16 protein-coding genes are annotated in these 17110 nt (G+C 36.8%); 7 read left to right on the forward strand and 9 right to left on the reverse strand.

What is annotated here, in order from left to right; genetic code table 11:
* Positions 1 to 267 precede the first annotated feature (267 nt).
* The gene (locus QUD79_RS05840; protein ID WP_184425749.1) at positions 268 to 864 is read right to left on the reverse strand and encodes a LysE/ArgO family amino acid transporter; all 597 of its coding nucleotides are present in this window, start codon (positions 862 to 864) and stop codon (positions 268 to 270) included.
* 116 nt (positions 865 to 980) lie between these two features.
* Between QUD79_RS05840 and QUD79_RS05845 the strand changes: the two genes are divergently transcribed.
* The gene (locus QUD79_RS05845; RefSeq protein WP_184425751.1) at positions 981 to 1877 is read left to right on the forward strand and encodes a LysR family transcriptional regulator ArgP; all 897 of its coding nucleotides are present in this window, start codon (positions 981 to 983) and stop codon (positions 1875 to 1877) included.
* Positions 1878 to 2355: 478 nt separating this feature from the next.
* On the opposite strand, the gene QUD79_RS05850 is transcribed toward QUD79_RS05845, so the two are convergent.
* The 4 genes from QUD79_RS05850 to QUD79_RS05865 all read right to left on the reverse strand — a co-directional run bounded on the left by QUD79_RS05850 (position 2356) and on the right by QUD79_RS05865 (position 4436).
* Positions 2356 to 2541 carry a hypothetical protein gene (locus QUD79_RS05850; RefSeq protein WP_184425753.1) on the reverse strand — a complete coding sequence of 62 codons (186 nt, stop codon included), beginning with the start codon at positions 2539 to 2541 and terminating at the stop codon, positions 2356 to 2358.
* 150 nt (positions 2542 to 2691) lie between these two features.
* Entirely contained in the window at positions 2692 to 3009 is a 318-nt protein-coding gene (locus QUD79_RS05855) for a hypothetical protein (protein ID WP_184425755.1), read from the reverse strand.
* 349 nt (positions 3010 to 3358) lie between these two features.
* Entirely contained in the window at positions 3359 to 4123 is a 765-nt protein-coding gene (miaE, locus tag QUD79_RS05860; RefSeq protein ID WP_184425756.1) for a tRNA isopentenyl-2-thiomethyl-A-37 hydroxylase MiaE, read from the reverse strand.
* 121 nt (positions 4124 to 4244) lie between these two features.
* Entirely contained in the window at positions 4245 to 4436 is a 192-nt protein-coding gene (locus QUD79_RS05865) for a CsbD family protein (protein ID WP_184425758.1), read from the reverse strand.
* A 546-nt stretch (positions 4437 to 4982) separates the two neighbouring features.
* Here QUD79_RS05865 and QUD79_RS05870 point away from each other — a divergent pair.
* From QUD79_RS05870 to QUD79_RS05885, 4 genes are all read left to right on the forward strand, one after another.
* Complete coding sequence (locus QUD79_RS05870; protein ID WP_246455011.1) at positions 4983 to 5924, forward strand: formate/nitrite transporter family protein; 942 nt, start codon at positions 4983 to 4985, stop codon at positions 5922 to 5924.
* 51 nt (positions 5925 to 5975) lie between these two features.
* The gene (locus QUD79_RS05875) at positions 5976 to 6728 is read left to right on the forward strand and encodes a gamma-glutamyl-gamma-aminobutyrate hydrolase family protein (protein WP_184425760.1); all 753 of its coding nucleotides are present in this window, start codon (positions 5976 to 5978) and stop codon (positions 6726 to 6728) included.
* On the forward strand, positions 6725 to 7381 hold the full coding sequence (locus QUD79_RS05880) for a TVP38/TMEM64 family protein (RefSeq protein WP_184425762.1): 657 nt from the start codon (positions 6725 to 6727) through the stop codon (positions 7379 to 7381). The genes QUD79_RS05875 and QUD79_RS05880 overlap by 4 nt, the downstream gene beginning before the upstream one ends.
* A gap of 419 nt (positions 7382 to 7800) precedes the next feature.
* Entirely contained in the window at positions 7801 to 9660 is a 1860-nt protein-coding gene (locus QUD79_RS05885) for a DUF885 domain-containing protein (RefSeq protein ID WP_184425763.1), read from the forward strand.
* Between the two features lie 214 nt (positions 9661 to 9874).
* On the opposite strand, the gene QUD79_RS05890 is transcribed toward QUD79_RS05885, so the two are convergent.
* The 4 genes from QUD79_RS05890 to nadK form a co-directional block, all read right to left on the reverse strand.
* Positions 9875 to 10222, reverse strand: a complete 348-nt coding sequence (locus QUD79_RS05890; protein ID WP_184425765.1) for an outer membrane protein assembly factor BamE — start codon at positions 10220 to 10222, stop codon at positions 9875 to 9877.
* Positions 10223 to 10315: 93 nt separating this feature from the next.
* A complete protein-coding gene (gene recN, locus QUD79_RS05895; protein WP_184425767.1) occupies positions 10316 to 11980 on the reverse strand; it encodes a DNA repair protein RecN in 1665 nt (554 codons plus the stop codon).
* 458 nt (positions 11981 to 12438) lie between these two features.
* Positions 12439 to 13179, reverse strand: a complete 741-nt coding sequence (locus QUD79_RS05900) for a substrate-binding periplasmic protein (protein ID WP_184425030.1) — start codon at positions 13177 to 13179, stop codon at positions 12439 to 12441.
* Between the two features lie 4 nt (positions 13180 to 13183).
* On the reverse strand, positions 13184 to 14065 hold the full coding sequence (gene nadK, locus QUD79_RS05905) for an NAD(+) kinase (protein WP_184425032.1): 882 nt from the start codon (positions 14063 to 14065) through the stop codon (positions 13184 to 13186).
* Between the two features lie 156 nt (positions 14066 to 14221).
* On the opposite strand from nadK, the gene grpE reads away from it, so the two are divergent.
* Both grpE and dnaK read left to right on the forward strand, forming a co-directional pair.
* Positions 14222 to 14860, forward strand: coding sequence for a nucleotide exchange factor GrpE (grpE, locus tag QUD79_RS05910; protein ID WP_184425034.1), 639 nt, complete (start codon positions 14222 to 14224; stop codon positions 14858 to 14860).
* Positions 14861 to 15084: 224 nt separating this feature from the next.
* Entirely contained in the window at positions 15085 to 17013 is a 1929-nt protein-coding gene (gene dnaK, locus QUD79_RS05915) for a molecular chaperone DnaK (RefSeq protein ID WP_184425036.1), read from the forward strand.
* Positions 17014 to 17110 lie beyond the last annotated feature (97 nt).

The raw sequence follows: 17110 nt of genomic DNA on the forward strand, positions 1-17110 counted from the left end.
TTTTTGCTTACACGGAAGTAGGTACTTAGCGTGAGCAGGACGCGGAAGCTGTGCTTACACGGAAGTAGGTACTTAGCGTGAGCAGGACGCGGAAGCTATCTAGCTAAGTTATTCTATTTTTTATGAATTTAACTGTAGTAGCTCATACATGATCTGACAGCATACACAACTAGGTTTAGACTTTATATGACAGGCAATATGAGCGATTAAGGGATGTTAACTTACTAATAGCGTGAGTGAGCTTGTTCAAAATCGAGTTACTAATCACTATGTATATGTATAAAGTTGAGCCGCAACAACACAGAGTAAAATAGAGATTGTTGAGTCAAATATTCGCCATCGTTTAGGTGAACTTAGTAGGCGTTTAAGTTTTGGTGAAAATAAAACTAAACTTCCAAACCACATAACAGAAGCGATGCACGCTCCTACAGCAAATAATGTTGGGCTAGGTTGTAAAGCACCAACACTACCTAGTAAAATTACCGTATCTAAGTAAACATGAGGGTTCAGTAAGCTTATTGCCAAAGCTGTTAAGGCTGTTTTTCTCCAATCAACTGTTACGGTTTCGTCAAGTTTCATTCCTGATGAACCTATATATGCCCGTTTAGCGGAGCCGTATGCCAAATATATTAGTAAAGCAATTCCTCCCCAAGTGAACAATGGAATAAACTCAGGTATCCATTGCTGTAATTCTTGTGCCGAATAAACGCCAAAAACAATTAACGAAGCGTCACAAACTATACAAACCACAGCAATAACCAATCTATTTGCTCCAGCCATGCTCTGGCTTAAAACCCATATATTTTGAGCACCTATAGCCACGATTAAGCTAAGACCCAATATTAAACCTGAAATAAATGACACGTTATCGCCCCCTTATGGCGTGATTAAGTAGAAACTGATTTTAATATTGGTGTAATCTTACTTCTTGAATTATCATGAATCTAATGAATGATTATATTGCTACATGAGAAAAATTCATGATTGATTATCAGTTGCTGCAAGCATTGTATGCAGTTGTTACAGAAAAGGGCTTTGACAGAGCTGCGCAAACTCTATTTATTACGCAATCGGCTGTAAGTAAGCGTATTTACCAACTGGAGTCGCTGTTAGGTGAGCCTGTCTTAATTAGAACGAAACCGCCTAAAGCAACTGAGCTTGGAGTAAAATTATTAACTCATTTACAACAAGTTAAGCAGCTTGAGTTATCACTAAATTTACAGAGCAGCACTGAATTCGTTGATAAACAATTACCTGTGTCAGTTAAAATATCTGCCAATGCTGACTCCTTGGCAACGTGGCTACCAGAAGCTTTATCTGTGCCCGAAGATTACTGTGATTTTAAATATAGATTCGAGATAATAGCGGAAGATCAAACGATAGCCTTAAACAGAATGAAGGCTGGTGAAGTAATGATCTCAATATGCTCAATTGATAAACCAGTGAATGGAGGCAAGGTATTTGAATTAGGTGCATTGCGCTACTTTGTCATATGTAGCCCTGCGTTTAAAAAGCGTTATAACATAACATCATTACATCAACTTACAGAATTACCCTGTTTGGTCTTTGATGAACATGACAAATTACAACATCAATTTCTAACACATTTGAATGGTTCTTTGCCTAAATATACTCATATTTGTCCATCATCAGAAGGATTTAAACAAGCAATGATTGCAGGTCTAGGTTACGGGCTGCTTCCAAGTTTGCAGTTGGGTGAGACAATAGAAAAAGGAGAATTGGTCAATTTGATGCCAGAGTTTTATTTAGATACGCCTTTATATTGGCATTGCTGGGAAACAGAAAGTATCCAACTAGAAATGCTTAGGTGTCATGCCATTACTATTGCTTCAAAAAGGCTGTATCAGATTATCTAAATGTCTCTTAATGGCACATATGCGACTGTCAGATTTAATTGTGTTCTATTATTCGAATCTGACAGATCAAGTTAAGACTTATTCAATTTAACACAGAAGTAAGGAAAAAATAGCTGCTAGAGAGCTATTTATTATCCCGAGTTGAGGTTAAATGTTGGGCGATCTCAGCTTCCAGTCTACTCTGAGCGGACTACCTGTTATAACGCTGTAGCTTGGTTCACCCCATTTGAGTGATTCTTTCACTTCACTTAATGCCAATTCAGAAGCAACTTGAGGCACTAAATTGCTCAGTTCTTCTAATCGAATCCGCACACTTTCTGGATACTCATCGAAGCATTTTTGACTACTTTGTCCATAAATTTCTTCTAATTACATAACTTATCTATATAATTACTTATTGACAAAGAGCCGGCACATTTATTATTAAAAATTGAGCATAAATACCAATTTCTATTTGTCCGGCTTTAAAATCTGCTTATTAAGTTGATTGCTCCGAAATAGCACTTTTATAGCCTTCATTAAATCCTGATACGGCATCTGGTCCAACCAAAGTAATAAGTAAGCAAATTGAAGCCCCTAACATGATATTTCTATTTCTTCGTTTATAACCAATGGTCATTAAAACAATAAACACAATTAACCCTATAGCTTCTAGCCAATACATGCTAACTCCTTGTTTAATTTTATAAAATTCAAATTGCTCTACAATTTACTATGCTTCCCAACACAGTAAAACCTTAACTAATAAAGGATTAACATGGTTGAATAAAGCGACAATAGCTATTATTAATGGTTAGAACGAGTTGCGAGCGACTTAATGCTTCTGTTCAGTTTTAATTTTAATTTTTACTTTATTTTTTTTGAAATACCACACCATCACAGGTATTTCGATAAGTCCGTATGTGATCAATGTAAACCAAAACCAATTTACTTGGCCAACAATCAAGTTAAACTCTTGTCCTGTATCCCAATAAGTTGAACCGACGATGATAAGCGCCAACCCAGAAGCAAAAATGTCATAAAACGATATTCGATTAAAGCTATTACCTGCAAGTTTTGGGTATACAGATAGATAAGCTACAAATACAATTATTAAATTTAGTGCGACAATAAAAAACTCAATACTTCCCATTGTTTTAGAAATTCCCTAATAAAAATTAATCATTTAATACTGACCAAATTGGTCGCCAATCTAATAAACTTTGGGTCCGTTAAATTTCGGGGCTATTTATAACTAAATAAGTGTTTTTTTGCAACAATTTATTAACAGGTAGCTGGCTCTATTATGCCGCAGACAATGTCAAGTCATAGTGTTTATTTAATTATTCAAGGCTTAAAGGTACCCACGATATAAAACAAGTCCTAACTATTTTTTAAATGCATACCTCATTGTATCAGTTGAATTTGGCAGGTAAGATTTGAAATTTGGCAGATAGTTAACTCCACTAGATAAAAAGGCATTAGTGCACACTACTAATGCTTTATATTAATTGAGGCACACCACTATGAAATTTGAAATCTGAGTCTGTACTTAAGATAAGTTCTGCTTCAACTTTGCCAAAATGTGCTACTTTTGCGGTGATATCTTCAGTTGATATTGATTGTGCTAGCGCTAAATAGTCTTGGTAATGTCGGGCTTCAGAGCGTAATAAAGACATATAAAAATCCCCCAAGCGCTTATCTACATGTGAGGCAAGCTTAGCAAAGCGTTCACAAGATCTTGCCTCAATGTATGCGCCACAAATAAGCTTATCAATTAAGGTGTCAGGTTCATGCGTTTTAACGTGTTTAAGCATCCCCTTTGCGTACCGTGAAGGTGTGATGCTTTTATACTCAACATTGTAGTGATCCATCATTTCTAATACTTGGTAGAAATGATGTAATTCTTCTTTGATTAGCAAAATCATTTTATCAATTAAGTCTTGGCCGTAGGGGGAGTTAGATTTTGGAATAACAGATTTTGTTAATTTATTTTTAGCCGCTAGATCTTGCCAATTGCCTTCTCTTTTATAGATAAATTGCTCAAAAGGCTTTAGCCAGGCTAACAGGGCGTCGCCGCCTTCTTTATCAACAGCATATTTGCGGATCAAGTACATGGCGCTTTGGGATGCTTTAAGTTCGCAAATTAAGTGATCTAGTAAGAGCATGGTAAAATTTTCAGGCTTAATCGCTTCTTCAACCCATGCATCGGGTGTTTCGCATTTTAAAAAGGTTAATATGGGGGCTAAAAGTTTGTGATTTGACACTTAGAGGTAAATCCGACATTAAAATTACTGATGCACATTATTTTATCACCCCCTAGAAAATTTTTCGCTAGTTAAATTTTCACGGTGATTATCTGTAGACATTATCACCGTGAGTGACATTTTAGGAATTTAGTTTTTCAAACTCTTTCCTTGCCTCATCTTTTGTCATTCCATACTTTTCTTGCATCTTACCCTGAAATTTTTCAAGGTTACCGTCGATTTCATCTAAGTCGTCATCGGTTAACTTAGCCCAATTTGCTTTAAGCGAGCCAGAAATTTGCTTCCATTTACCTTTAATTATGTCGTTATTCATAATATTGCTCCTTTACTCGTTATCATTTTTGGTACCCCATACAAAGGGCGATTGTTTATTTAATGTCCATTTAGATATTCAAAATGCATACCAACTCATAGTTAACTGATTTTTAACAAAAAAATATTATATAAGAGAGTTAATCCGTGCTGTTGTGTAATAATTACCTAATATTAGGTAATAACTACACATTAACCTTGTTTAATGTTTTATGGTTTATAACGTTGAAAGTAACATCGCATTTCTTTGTTGCTTAGGTTTCATATTTCCGAGCAACGCTTGCAAGCGTTAATTTTTAAAGCCTAGCGCTGCGCGTGTTAAAAAGAAACCTAACAAAATAAGTTTATAATACGGAAAAAATTGTTGGTTGGTCTGATATTTGCCTTAATTACTGTATAAATTGTAACTTATCAAAAGATAACGGCTGGCATTGACCCATTTTATTAATTTTACTTTGACTAACAATAAAGCATTACTAAACATACATTGTGCTTATGTATTGTTTTTTACAGCTTAAGTACTTTACCCAATTAATGAGCGTATAACATGATAAAAAAACAAAACTCTGAATCATTAAAAGATCAAAGAAGAGGCGCTAAAAGTATAGATGCAATAAAAGAACGCTTAGAACATAACGCGGTAGAGCGAGGAGATAAAGATCGACGTAAAGAGCGTAGAATGGAATCTGATCAATACCAACAAGTTATTGTAAAGCGTATAGATGAAACTTTTAGGCACCCAGACGATATATTGCAGCTCGCTATTCATGAAGGAAAAAGCCAAATAGAGCGTCCGAAGCTCAGCTTGTTATTATCGTCAATTGCAGCGGGGATGATAATAGGTTTTACTGTTCTTGCAGTAGCAGTAATGGCAAGTATATTAGGTGATTTAGAAGGAATTAACCGTGTGTTAGTCGCACTGGTGTATCCGCTTGGGTTTGTATTATGTATTTTAAGTAGAACTCAACTGTTTACTGAACATACTGCTACGGCGGTCTATCCTTTACTTGATGGTGCGGCAAGTGGCATAGGCGTTTTAAAGCTGTGGTCGATTGTTATATTAGGCAATTTAAGTGGCGGCTTTATTATTGCTCTTTTGCTAAGCAGTGCCGAGTCTGTTATTCATGCCCGAGAAGGATACCTGCTGGTTGCCAACCATGTATTAGCATATGAGGCAGGTAGTCTATTTGTTAGTGCAATTCTTGCTGGGTGGTTAATGGCTATAGGTGCTTGGACTATCCTGTCTACGCATTCTACTCCAGGTCAGATCTTGTGTATTTACGTTGTCACCTTTTTGATTGGTATTGGTGGCTTACACCATTCTATTGCTGGCTCTGTTGAGCTATTTGTTGGCTACTTAATGTCTCCAACTATATCACTTTCAATGATTTTCCCAGTAATTGGCATTATTTTATTAGGTAATGCCATTGGTGGAAGTATTTTTGTTGCCTTGTTGAATTACGGGCATATTCGAGGGTTGAATAAATAACAGTTAGCGCAGTGATAGTTTTTTACAAATTTATTATCTTAAGGAGTCATTTTGCCTAATATTACAAAACCTAGAATAGCAATAACCGGACCCAATAACTCAGGGGTCACTGCTTGGCTGTTCACTGCGTTAAATATAAGGCTTGCTGGTGGGTGTCCAGTGAGAGTTACGCCAAATTCTTTTGATGGTATGTTCGATTATGATGGCGTAATTATTGGTGGAGGCTCCGATATTCACCCAGAGCATTACATAAAAGAGGACGCTCCTAAGGTAAAACGCTCTTTTTGGCTTAAATTAAAAGAATGCCTAATGTATCCAATGGAGCTGATTAATAAAGTAGGGTCGTCGCATTACGATAAAGAGCGTGACGAAATGGAAATACAATTTATTCATTATGCATTAGATAATAATTTACCCCTGTTAGGGATTTGTCGAGGGCACCAATTACTCAACGCTGAGTTAGGTGGTTCAATGTACGAATCTACATTACCTCTGTTAGCAAAAGAGGCAAGAATTCGAAGCCCCTTTCCTCGTAAAAAAGTGCTTTATACCACTAACGATTCGTTAATTTCAAAAATTGCGGGAGATGACCCCCTAAAAGTTAATGCAATACATTCTCAAGCGATTGCTAAGCCAGCACAAACATTGGAAGTTACGGCTAAAGAGGTGGCTGGAATTAACCAAGTAGTTGAAGCTAAAAATAGCGATAAAGTACTGGGAGTGCAGTGGCACCCCGAATACTTATTCTATATGAAGGCTCATCGTAAAATTTTTAATTGGTTAATAAAGGAGGCAAGAAAATGAAAAATAAAAGTATTATTAAGTTAAGTATAGTTATTTTTGCTGTATTGGCGCTCGGTGTTTTATATTTTTTTACTCCTTTTAGTGACTATTTAGCAATTGATAACATTACTCAATTAGTGAGTGATGTTCCGAGTAATTCATTAACTGCTTTTGCTTTTTTAGGCGTATTTCTTGTTGGTGGAGCGCTTTTAATTCCCATCCCTTTAATAGCACTTACTGTGAGCTTAGTTTTTAATATTTGGGTAAGTGTTTTAATTTGTTTAGTTGGCTTTATTTTGGCTAGCCTCAGTGGTTACAGTATCGGACGTGTTATTGGCGCTGACATTTTTGGTGAAAAAATGAAAAAACATACTGATACTCTAAAAGATAAAATGGATAGCAAAGGTACATGGGCCATTCTCGCTTTAAGGCTTGCGCCTACACCGCCATTTACTGCGACTAGTATTCTGGCTGGTTCGCTAGAGATAAATATCTTCAAATTTATTATAGGGTCGACAATAGGAATTGCTCCTCTGGGGTTAAGTGCTGTGTTTTTTGGTAAGGGAGCATTAGAACTAATGAAAGAGCCTTCTGGCTTAGCTGTGTCATCCATCGCTGCCGCTGTTATTCTATTTACTGTTTATTATCTGATTAAACAAAAGAATACAGAGTAGACACCCCTAATTTACCTTATTTTAGGGCGTGTTGATCTTTGCTGTACATTTTTTGCAGCGATTTATTTGGTGTTTATACAAGGCTGAACTTATGTAATGGGGTTGTTCTCCATAAATAAGTGAAAACGCCGTAGAAAAACCAAAGAAGCGCTGTCCTACGAATACGTTTAATTCGTACAAAATTTGTGCTCGAAAAATCAACACGCCCTAGTGATTTAACGTAGTATTGTTATCCCAAGTAAAATAGGGACGTAGTTATCGTTTATGCAGAGTTATTTTAGTCTCTTATTTTTATGTTAAACCCAGTAGCCAAAAGATTTAGCACATAGCAATTTACTAATATTGTGTTTATTATCTGGTTATAGACAAAATACTGAACATCCATGTCAAATACACAAAAATAAAATAGGGATAACATCATGAAAACCATGCTTTCACTGGTAGCTGTGTCGCTTTTAGCCGCATGCCAGCCAAATACCGACTCTCAAAATCAATCTAATAATGCTTCAGCAGTTAAGCCAACAGCAGTTGAACAAACTCAGTTATCAGAAACTCAGCGACTGAATGAGTGGTTTGCTGTTAAGTATGAAGAGCAACTTCAATTAAGTCCTCTTATGATGACCTTTCTTGGCCGCAAAGATAAATACGACCAACTTGATGATATGAGTGAAGCTGCTGAAAAACAAAAATTAGAGTTACAACGATTATCAGTTGAGGAGCTTAAAAATAATTTTGATTATCAAAAGCTGGATCAAGAAGGGAAAATCTCTTATGACATTTGGGTGTATCAATACGAACAAGCAAAAGCTGGGCAAGCGTTTAACAAAAATGCCTATATATTTACTCAATTTAACGGTATTCAATCATTTGCCGCTCAGTTCTTAATTAATTTTCATAAGGTAACTGAAGAAAGTGATATGACTGCTTACAACAAGCGTATTAAGGAAGTAGCGAGGGTTATCGATCAGTTATTGGTTAGGGCAAAACAAAATGCTAACGAGGGCGTTAGACCACCAAGATTTGCTTATCAAGGGGTTATTGCTGAAGCGAAAAACTTAATTACTGGTGCACCGTTTACTGAAGGTGAAGACTCACCCCTTTGGTCTGATGCAAAAAGAAAAGTGACATCTTTAGTTGAAGCCAATAAAATTGACCAAGCAAGGGCAACTGAGCTTCAAGAGCAAGCAAGGGATGCCTTATTAACAAGCTTTCAGCCAAGTTATCAAACCTTAGCGGCTTGGTTTGAAGCAGATATTGTGAATACTCCCGAAATTGCTCAAGGGGTCTCTAGCCAACCTAATGGTAAAGCATTTTATGATCATCAATTAAGTGCTTCAACAACGACCGATTTAAACGCAGAAGAAATTCATTCTATTGGTCTTGCTGAAGTTGCTCGAATTACAACTGAAATGTTAAAAATTAAAGATAAAGTTGGATTTGAAGGTGACTTACAAGCATTTTTCAACTTTATAAAAACTGATGACCAATTCTTCTTTAGTAACACCGATGAAGGTAGGCAAGGGTATATAGATGAAACAGAAGCTCACCTAGCGGTTATCAATAAAAAATTGCCAGAGTTTTTTGGTGTACTTCCTAAAGCAGATCTAGTGGTTAAGCGTGTAGAGCCATTTAGAGAACAAGATGGCGCTGCTCAACATTACTTCCCAGGTACACCAGACGGTTCTCGACCAGGAGTTTATTATGCGCATTTATCTGATATGCGCTCGATGCCAAAAAATGAAATGGAGGGTGTGGCTTATCATGAAGGTAATCCGGGCCATCATATGCAAATATCTATAGCTCAAGAGTTAACTTCTGTTCCTCAGTTTAGAACGCAAGCGAGCTTTACCGCCTATAGTGAAGGGTGGGGCTTATATTCAGAGTTATTGGCTAAAGAAATGGGAGGTTATCAAGATGATTTCTCTGACTTTGGACGTTTAGTTAATGAAATGTGGCGAGCGGTACGTTTAGTAGTAGATACTGGTTTACACGCGAAAGGCTGGACAGAACAACAAGCGGTTGCTTATTTCAAAGAGAAAACACCCATTGCTGAAGAAGCTATTTTATCTGAGGTTAGGCGATACCTAGTATTACCTGGGCAAGCCACATCTTATAAAATAGGTATGCTTAAAATTGTTGAATTAAGATCTCAGGCTGAAAAAGCACTCGGTGATAAGTTTGATATTCGAGGTTTTCACGACACTATTTTAGGTGGTGGGGCAATGCCATTAACCATACTTGAACGTCGAGTACATGATTGGATTAACACAATTAAATAATGTTTAGCGCATAAAAAAGCTCAGTAATAACTACTGAGCTTTTTTTATTATACTTATTAACCTGAATTAGGGATAAGCTAAGTACACCAAAGCTACGATTTTTATGCGTATCTGCGTTTAATTTGTTAGGGCGGGTAGATTTTACTGTAAGAATTTAACTGAATCATCATCATTAAAGTCAAATAATTACAAACCCCGTTAACCCGAACTGAAATTAATTAATCATAGGTGTATAAAAGCTCTCAGGTAATTCAAAATCACCTTCTGCAGAAATTAATTTATTGTCTTTAAATTTAATAATAAATTTTTTATTACTATCAAATTCAGAGTTTCGACCAGACTTAAAACGATAGACATAATGCCATACGTCGGGGTTAAAACTATCTGCAACAACTGGGCTGCCAAGTACATACTTAACTTGCTCTTTAGTCATTTCAATTTGAAGTTTATCAATATCTTTTTGTTCTAGGTAGTTGCCTTGAGGTATATCAATTCGGTAAACCCAGCTTGAGCAGGCAGTAATTGATAAACATAAAACAACGGCAAATAATCGAAATAACATGATACTAGTAGGCATCCTTTAACAAATGAAGTGGGATAATAACTAAGCAGGCAATGAGTTACAAAGAAATTTTACTATTTTATGGTAATTTATTTAACCAGCGAGTAATTCTTGTGCGTTTGCTAAGCTATTGTCAGTAATTTTATCGCCCGCTAATAAACGCGCAATTTCTTGGACTCTACCTTGTTCACTAAGTTCCGTAACCGTTGTTTCTGTATGCTCTCCGTCTGTTAACTTAGCAACAAACAGTTGCTGTCTACCTTTACTTGCCACCTGCGGTAAATGAGTTACACAAATTACTTGAGTGCTATGAGCTAGTTGTTGAAGTTTCTTACCCACCATAGTAGCAGTAGGCCCGCTAATACCAACATCTACTTCGTCAAATATAAGTGTTGGTGTAATCACCTTGGCTGAAAGAATAACTTGCATAGCCAAGCTTATTCTTGATAGCTCACCACCTGAAGCAACCTTGTTCATGGCTTCTAATGCTTGTCCAGGGTTTAAACTTACTAAAAATTCAACGTTGTCATAGCCCGAAGTACTAATTTTATCTGATGGGTTAGCATTTACATTAATCGCAAATTTACCATGTGGCATGTTAAGCTCATTCATACTTGCGCTTATTAGCTTACTTAGTTTATTAGCAGACTTTGTTCTTGAGTCTGAAAGTTGTTCGGCTGCGTTTAAATAAGCGAGTTTAGCTTGTTCTATTTCATCGGCTACTATTGCAAGTCTAGATTCGTCAGCCCCCATTTGTTGTAATTCAAGATTAAGTTGTTGATGTAATTCAAATAGACTCTCAGGCGTTATTTGATGCTTTTTGGCCAGTTGAATAATTTGTGAGTAGCGCTCTTCTATTACTTGATAGCCCTGTGGATCTAATTCTAGACGCTCATAGTAATGAGTTAATTCGCTTGCAGCGTCTTCGGTTTGAATTAATGCGCTATTAACTTGTTCAACAAGAGGGGTTAAGCTTTTATCTAAAACAGACAATTGTGATAATTGCTCTGCTATACGGCGTAACTGATCAACCACATTAAACTGCTCATCATCACTTAAAATTTGTAGCGTTTGCAGTGCTTGATTAAGAATGTGTTGGCCATTACTTTGCTTTGTGTATTCAATTTCTAAACTTTCAAATTCGCCTTGTTGAATAGAAAATTCATTTAATTCATTTACTTGATATTGCAGTAATTGCTGTTTTGCGTCTCGTTGAATTTTGCTCTCAAGTAATAAATCATACTCTCGCGTTAATTCTTTGTGTTTATTATAGTAATGTTTAACATTTTCGATAAGGTCATGATGAGTCGCATACTGGTCAAGTATATTGCGCTGCTCTACCGCTTTTGTAATTAATTGGTGATCATGTTGACCATGAATATTTATTAATAACTGTCCCATTTCTTTGAGTTGTGCAAGGGGCACTTGGCTGCCATTGATATAGGCTTTCGAACGACCTTCCGCTGATATTACTCGGCGAAGTATACATTCATTATCTAGGAGTAAATCGTGGTGGGTTAACCATTTTAGCGCTTTAGGGTTTTTACTAACATCAAAAGTGGCTGCGAGTTCTGCTTTTTTACAGTTAGGTCTAACTACATTAGTAACGGCTCTATCCCCTAAACATAAGCCTAAGGCATCGATAGCAATAGACTTGCCAGCACCTGTTTCACCAGTAATGGTAGTCATGCCCTGTTGCCAGTCAATATCAAGAGAGCGTACGATTGCAAAATTTTGAATATTAAGTTGTAAAAGCATAGTTAAAAAACACTGTATATAATCATAGGTGTTAATTTATACAGTATTATTTGCTTTTGCAATAGTTAAATTACATCAGTAAAAATTTTTTTTACTTTAAGGGTCTGTTGATCTTTCAGTTTATAGCTCTGTTGCATTTGAAAAAGATGACAGTCGAGGCACTTAATGTAATGTTTGGTTGTTCCAAATGCACATTAAGTACAACTGCCGCGTCCTGCTCTCGTTAAGTACCTACATCCTGTAGGCAACAAAGAGTGACGCTTTTTCAAGGCAACCCAAAGGGCTATGACTATTTTTCAACCTAACATCGTTAAAAATGGTTAAAGTACGACTGCACGGATGCAGAAGGTAGAGCGACGCAGGATGCCAAAGCCGAGAATGGCTACATTGCACCATTTTCGCCTTGTTATCTTAAAAAATAGTCTATAGCAGAGGCTAAAATGAAAGATCAACAGACCCTAAGGGATAATTAAATGGTATTTTTGGTATAGCGGTTGTAATTCGTTATCTGCTAGTAATCGCTTAGTCGTATTGTCGTAGTACTTCTTCAAGGCTCGACCTTTTTCATCTTTACTGAAAACTAAATATAAACTCAGCTTTGAAAGATCTTGTAGGTGATACTTTTCTTGTTCTTCTTTAGGTAAAGAGGCTAATTTAATTTCTAGTACAGTTCTAGCATCTAAGTAATAGTCCACTTTTCCTTTTTGTAATAGAGCTAATGCATCTTGCCGATTATGAGCACTCACACCATTAATATATGACACAATATCGGGCTGCATTACTTCATCGAAATGCATTTCTGGATAAACACCCACTAAATGTTGGATCTGATCCAATGTAAGGTTTTGGTTTGATGTACGAGTTAATATACTTAAAGGTTGTATAAGGATAGGAATATCTGCGAATAGGTACTCATCATTTTTTGGTAATGCACCACTAACGTTAGCTTTATTTGTTTTGACATAAAATAAAGAGCGCTTCCAGGGCAAATATTCTACGGTTAAGTTGTAGGCTGAACCTTCAAAAACTTTAGCCATTACCTCGTGATAAAAGCCGGTGCCATCTTTGTTAGTAAAGTTTATCCATGTATCTGTTGCCCAAATAATATCGGTATCCTTAACCTGATCACTCTTGGCACTTATTGGTGCAAAGAGAATGGTTAATGATAAAAGCCAATAAAAATTGAATTTAGCAGACATAATATTAATAAAGTTTATTACCCCAATTAAGTTTATTTCTTAATACGTTAAAGTAATTATGGTCTAACGGGTGAATTAAGCGAAGTGTATTTTCACTTTTTCGAATAATAACCTCATCGCCTGGCATAACAGCTAAAATAACATGGCCGTCGCAACTTACTTGAAGGTTTTCATGGTTCTCTTTTGCTAAAGCAAGTTTTATTTCACTATTTCCATCTACAACGATTGGGCGACTAGTTAGTGTATGGGGAAACATAGGCACTAAAGTTAATGCATTTAGATTTGGCGTTAAAATAGGCCCGCCTGCTGACATAGAGTATGCTGTCGAACCTGTAGGGGTAGATACAATTAATCCGTCAGAACGTTGACTAAACATAAAACTGTTATCAATGTAAACTTCAAATTCTATCATGCTAGCTACTTTACCAGCATGGAGTACAGCTTCGTTTACTGCGCTATTACTACTTTTTAGTTTGCCATGACGATAAACTTCAGCTTCAATAAGAAAACGCTGCTCTGATCTTGATTCACCTTTTAATATTTGTTCTAGCGGTGGGATCAAATTGTTGGGAGATAAATCAGTTAAAAAACCTAAATTACCTCTGTTTACGCCGATAACTCCAATGTTGTAACACGATAAAACTCTTGCTGCACCTAGCATATAGCCGTCGCCACCGACAACAATGGCTAAATCAGCAAGTTCGCCAATATCTGTTAAGTTATGTGCTACCATTTCAGGTAGATTTAGTGAGCTTGCAACAGTACTTTCAATAATTACATGATAATTATTTTCAGTTAAATATTGATACAGTGCTGTAATAGTTGCATCGGCACCTTGATGGTTGGGTTTTCCAATCAAACCTATGGTGGAGTAGAGTTTGCTCATGGTCAAAGTCTTGTTGTGTTTCATTAATTAAACCAGTTTCGCTGTATTTTACCATGATGTAAAGTGAGGTTTTTATTAAATGTTAGTAATTTGAACTTGAATCATAAACACTAGCCCCCATAATTAGCAGCAGAAGATTTTAAGTTGGAGCTTTTCATGACAACACAGTCAAACGAAAATAAAAATGAACAAGGGTTAACGCCCGAAGAAATAGCCGCACAAGAAATTATTGATCAAGCGGAAGAGCAAGTAGAAACACAATTTGATTTTTCTGCAAACACTATAGGTGCAGAACAAGAAAAAATAAATGAGTTAGAGCTTGCATTAGCATCTGCACAATCAACTATATCTGATCAAAAAGATTCAGTGATCCGTGCGAAAGCAGAAGTTGATAATGTTCGACGTCGCGCTGCTCAAGATGTTGAAAAAGCACGTAAGTTTGCGCTTGAAAAATTCACATCTGAATTGTTACCGGTGGTTGATAACTTAGAGCGTGCTATTGCAAGCGTTAATATTGAAGATGAAACTCAAAAAGCTATCGCAGAAGGCGTAGAGTTAACGTTGCAAAGTTTCCTTTCTGCGCTTGCTAAGTTTGAGATTGAGCCAATTGATCCAAAAGATCAACCATTTAATCCAGATTTGCATCAAGCAATGTCAATGCAAGAAGTTGAGGGTGTAGAACCTAATACGGTAATTGCAGTTATGCAAAAAGGTTATCAACTTAATGGTCGATTAGTTAGACCTGCAATGGTAATGGTATCAAAAGCAGCTCCTACAGTTGACACTTCTGCGTAACCTTAATTGCTTTAACCCTTTGCTATTTCAAGCAGCATGATTTTATAACTTGAAGTGGGATGAGGGTAAAATTGATGGTCAGCCAAGCAGCTGACCTTTTTATTGGGATTTTTTGCGTAAAAAAAATAATGTTTTTTTAGTTTTTCTATTGAAAACATTTTTTACGCCCCCACTAAATGGTCAACAACAGATTTATTATTTATTTTACATTGGAGATCCTAAAGATGGGCAAAATTATAGGTATTGACCTAGGGACAACAAACTCATGTGTTGCTGTTTTAGATGGCGACAAAGTGCGTGTTATTGAAAACGCTGAAGGCGATCGTACAACCCCTTCTATTATTGCGTATACAGATGAAGGTGAAACGTTAGTTGGACAACCAGCTAAACGTCAATCAGTAACTAACCCTAAAAACACATTATTTGCAATTAAACGTTTAATTGGTCGTCGGTTTGATGATAAAGAAGTTCAACGTGATATTGATATTATGCCATTTGGTATTGTTAAAGCCGACAATGGTGATGCTTGGGTAACAGCCCGAGATAAAAACGTTGCTCCACCACAAGTTTCTGCTGAAGTTTTAAAGAAAATGAAAAAAACAGCAGAAGACTATTTAGGTGAAGAAGTAACAGAAGCAGTTATCACAGTACCTGCTTACTTTAACGACTCACAACGTCAAGCAACAAAAGATGCTGGGCGTATTGCTGGCCTAGAAGTTAAGCGTATTATTAACGAGCCTACGGCTGCTGCGTTAGCTTACGGCATGGACAAGCAAGAAGGTGACAAAGTTGTAGCGGTATACGACTTAGGTGGTGGTACTTTTGATATCTCAATTATTGAAATTGATGAAGTTGAAGGCGAGCACACATTTGAAGTATTAGCGACCAATGGTGATACACACTTAGGTGGTGAAGATTTCGATAACCGTTTAATCAACTATCTTGTTGCTGAGTTCAAGAAAGATTCAGGTATGGACTTAACAAAAGATCCATTAGCAATGCAACGTTTGAAAGAAGGTGCAGAAAAAGCTAAATGCGAACTTTCTTCAGCTCAATCTACTGATGTGAACTTACCTTATATCACTGCAGATGCTTCTGGTCCTAAGCATATGAACATTAAAGTATCACGTGCTAAATTAGAATCACTAGTTGAAGATATGGTAAAAGCAACATTAGAACCACTGAAGCAAGCACTTAAAGATGCTGATTTATCAGTTAGCGATATCAACGATGTTATTTTGGTTGGTGGTCAAACACGTATGCCATTAGTACAAAAAACGGTTACTGAGTTTTTTGGTAAAGAACCTCGTAAAGATGTTAACCCTGATGAAGCAGTAGCTTCAGGCGCAGCAATTCAAGGTGGTGTATTATCTGGTGATGTAACCGACGTATTATTGTTAGATGTTACGCCATTATCATTAGGTATTGAGACTATGGGCGGTGTGATGACTAAGGTTATCGATAAGAACACTACAATCCCAACTAAACAGTCACAAACATTCTCTACAGCAGATGACAACCAGTCAGCGGTTACCGTGCATGTTGTACAAGGTGAGCGTAAGCAAGCCTCTGCTAACAAGTCTTTAGGACAGTTCAACCTAGAAGGTATTCCTGCAGCACCACGCGGAACACCACAGATTGAAGTTACCTTTGATATTGATGCGGATGGTATCTTACACGTAACAGCTAAAGACAAAAATACGGGTAAAGAGCAAAAAATTACGATTAAAGCATCTTCTGGTTTATCAGATGATGAAGTTGATCAAATGGTACGTGATGCAGAAGCAAATGCTGATGCTGATGCTAAATTTGAAGAACTAGTAACTGCTCGTAACCAAGCTGACGGAATGATTCACGCTACACGTACCCAAGTGACGGAAGCAGGTGATGACTTACCAAGCGAAGACAAAGATAAAATTGAAGCAGCTATTACTGACTTAGAAGCAGCGATTAAAGGCGACAGCAAAGAAGAAATCGATGCTAAGTCTCAAGCATTAATGGAAGCTTCAGCTAAGTTAATGGAAATTGCACAAGCTAAATCACAAGCTGGAGCAGCACCAGAAGGTGGCGCTGATGAAGCACAAGCTCAGTCTGACGCTGGCGATGATGTTGTTGATGCTGAATTTGAAGAAGTTAAAGACGATAATAAATAAGCTTTTAGCTACTAGCATTAAGTAGAAGTTCTAAAGGACTTATCAACGTCGATAAGTAAAATGAAAGCGTCGGAAACGGCGCTTTCTTTTGTGAATA

Origin of the sequence: Thalassotalea piscium (genome assembly GCF_030295935.1) — a bacterium.
In the GTDB taxonomy this organism is placed as follows: domain Bacteria; phylum Pseudomonadota; class Gammaproteobacteria; order Enterobacterales; family Alteromonadaceae; genus Thalassotalea_B; species Thalassotalea_B piscium.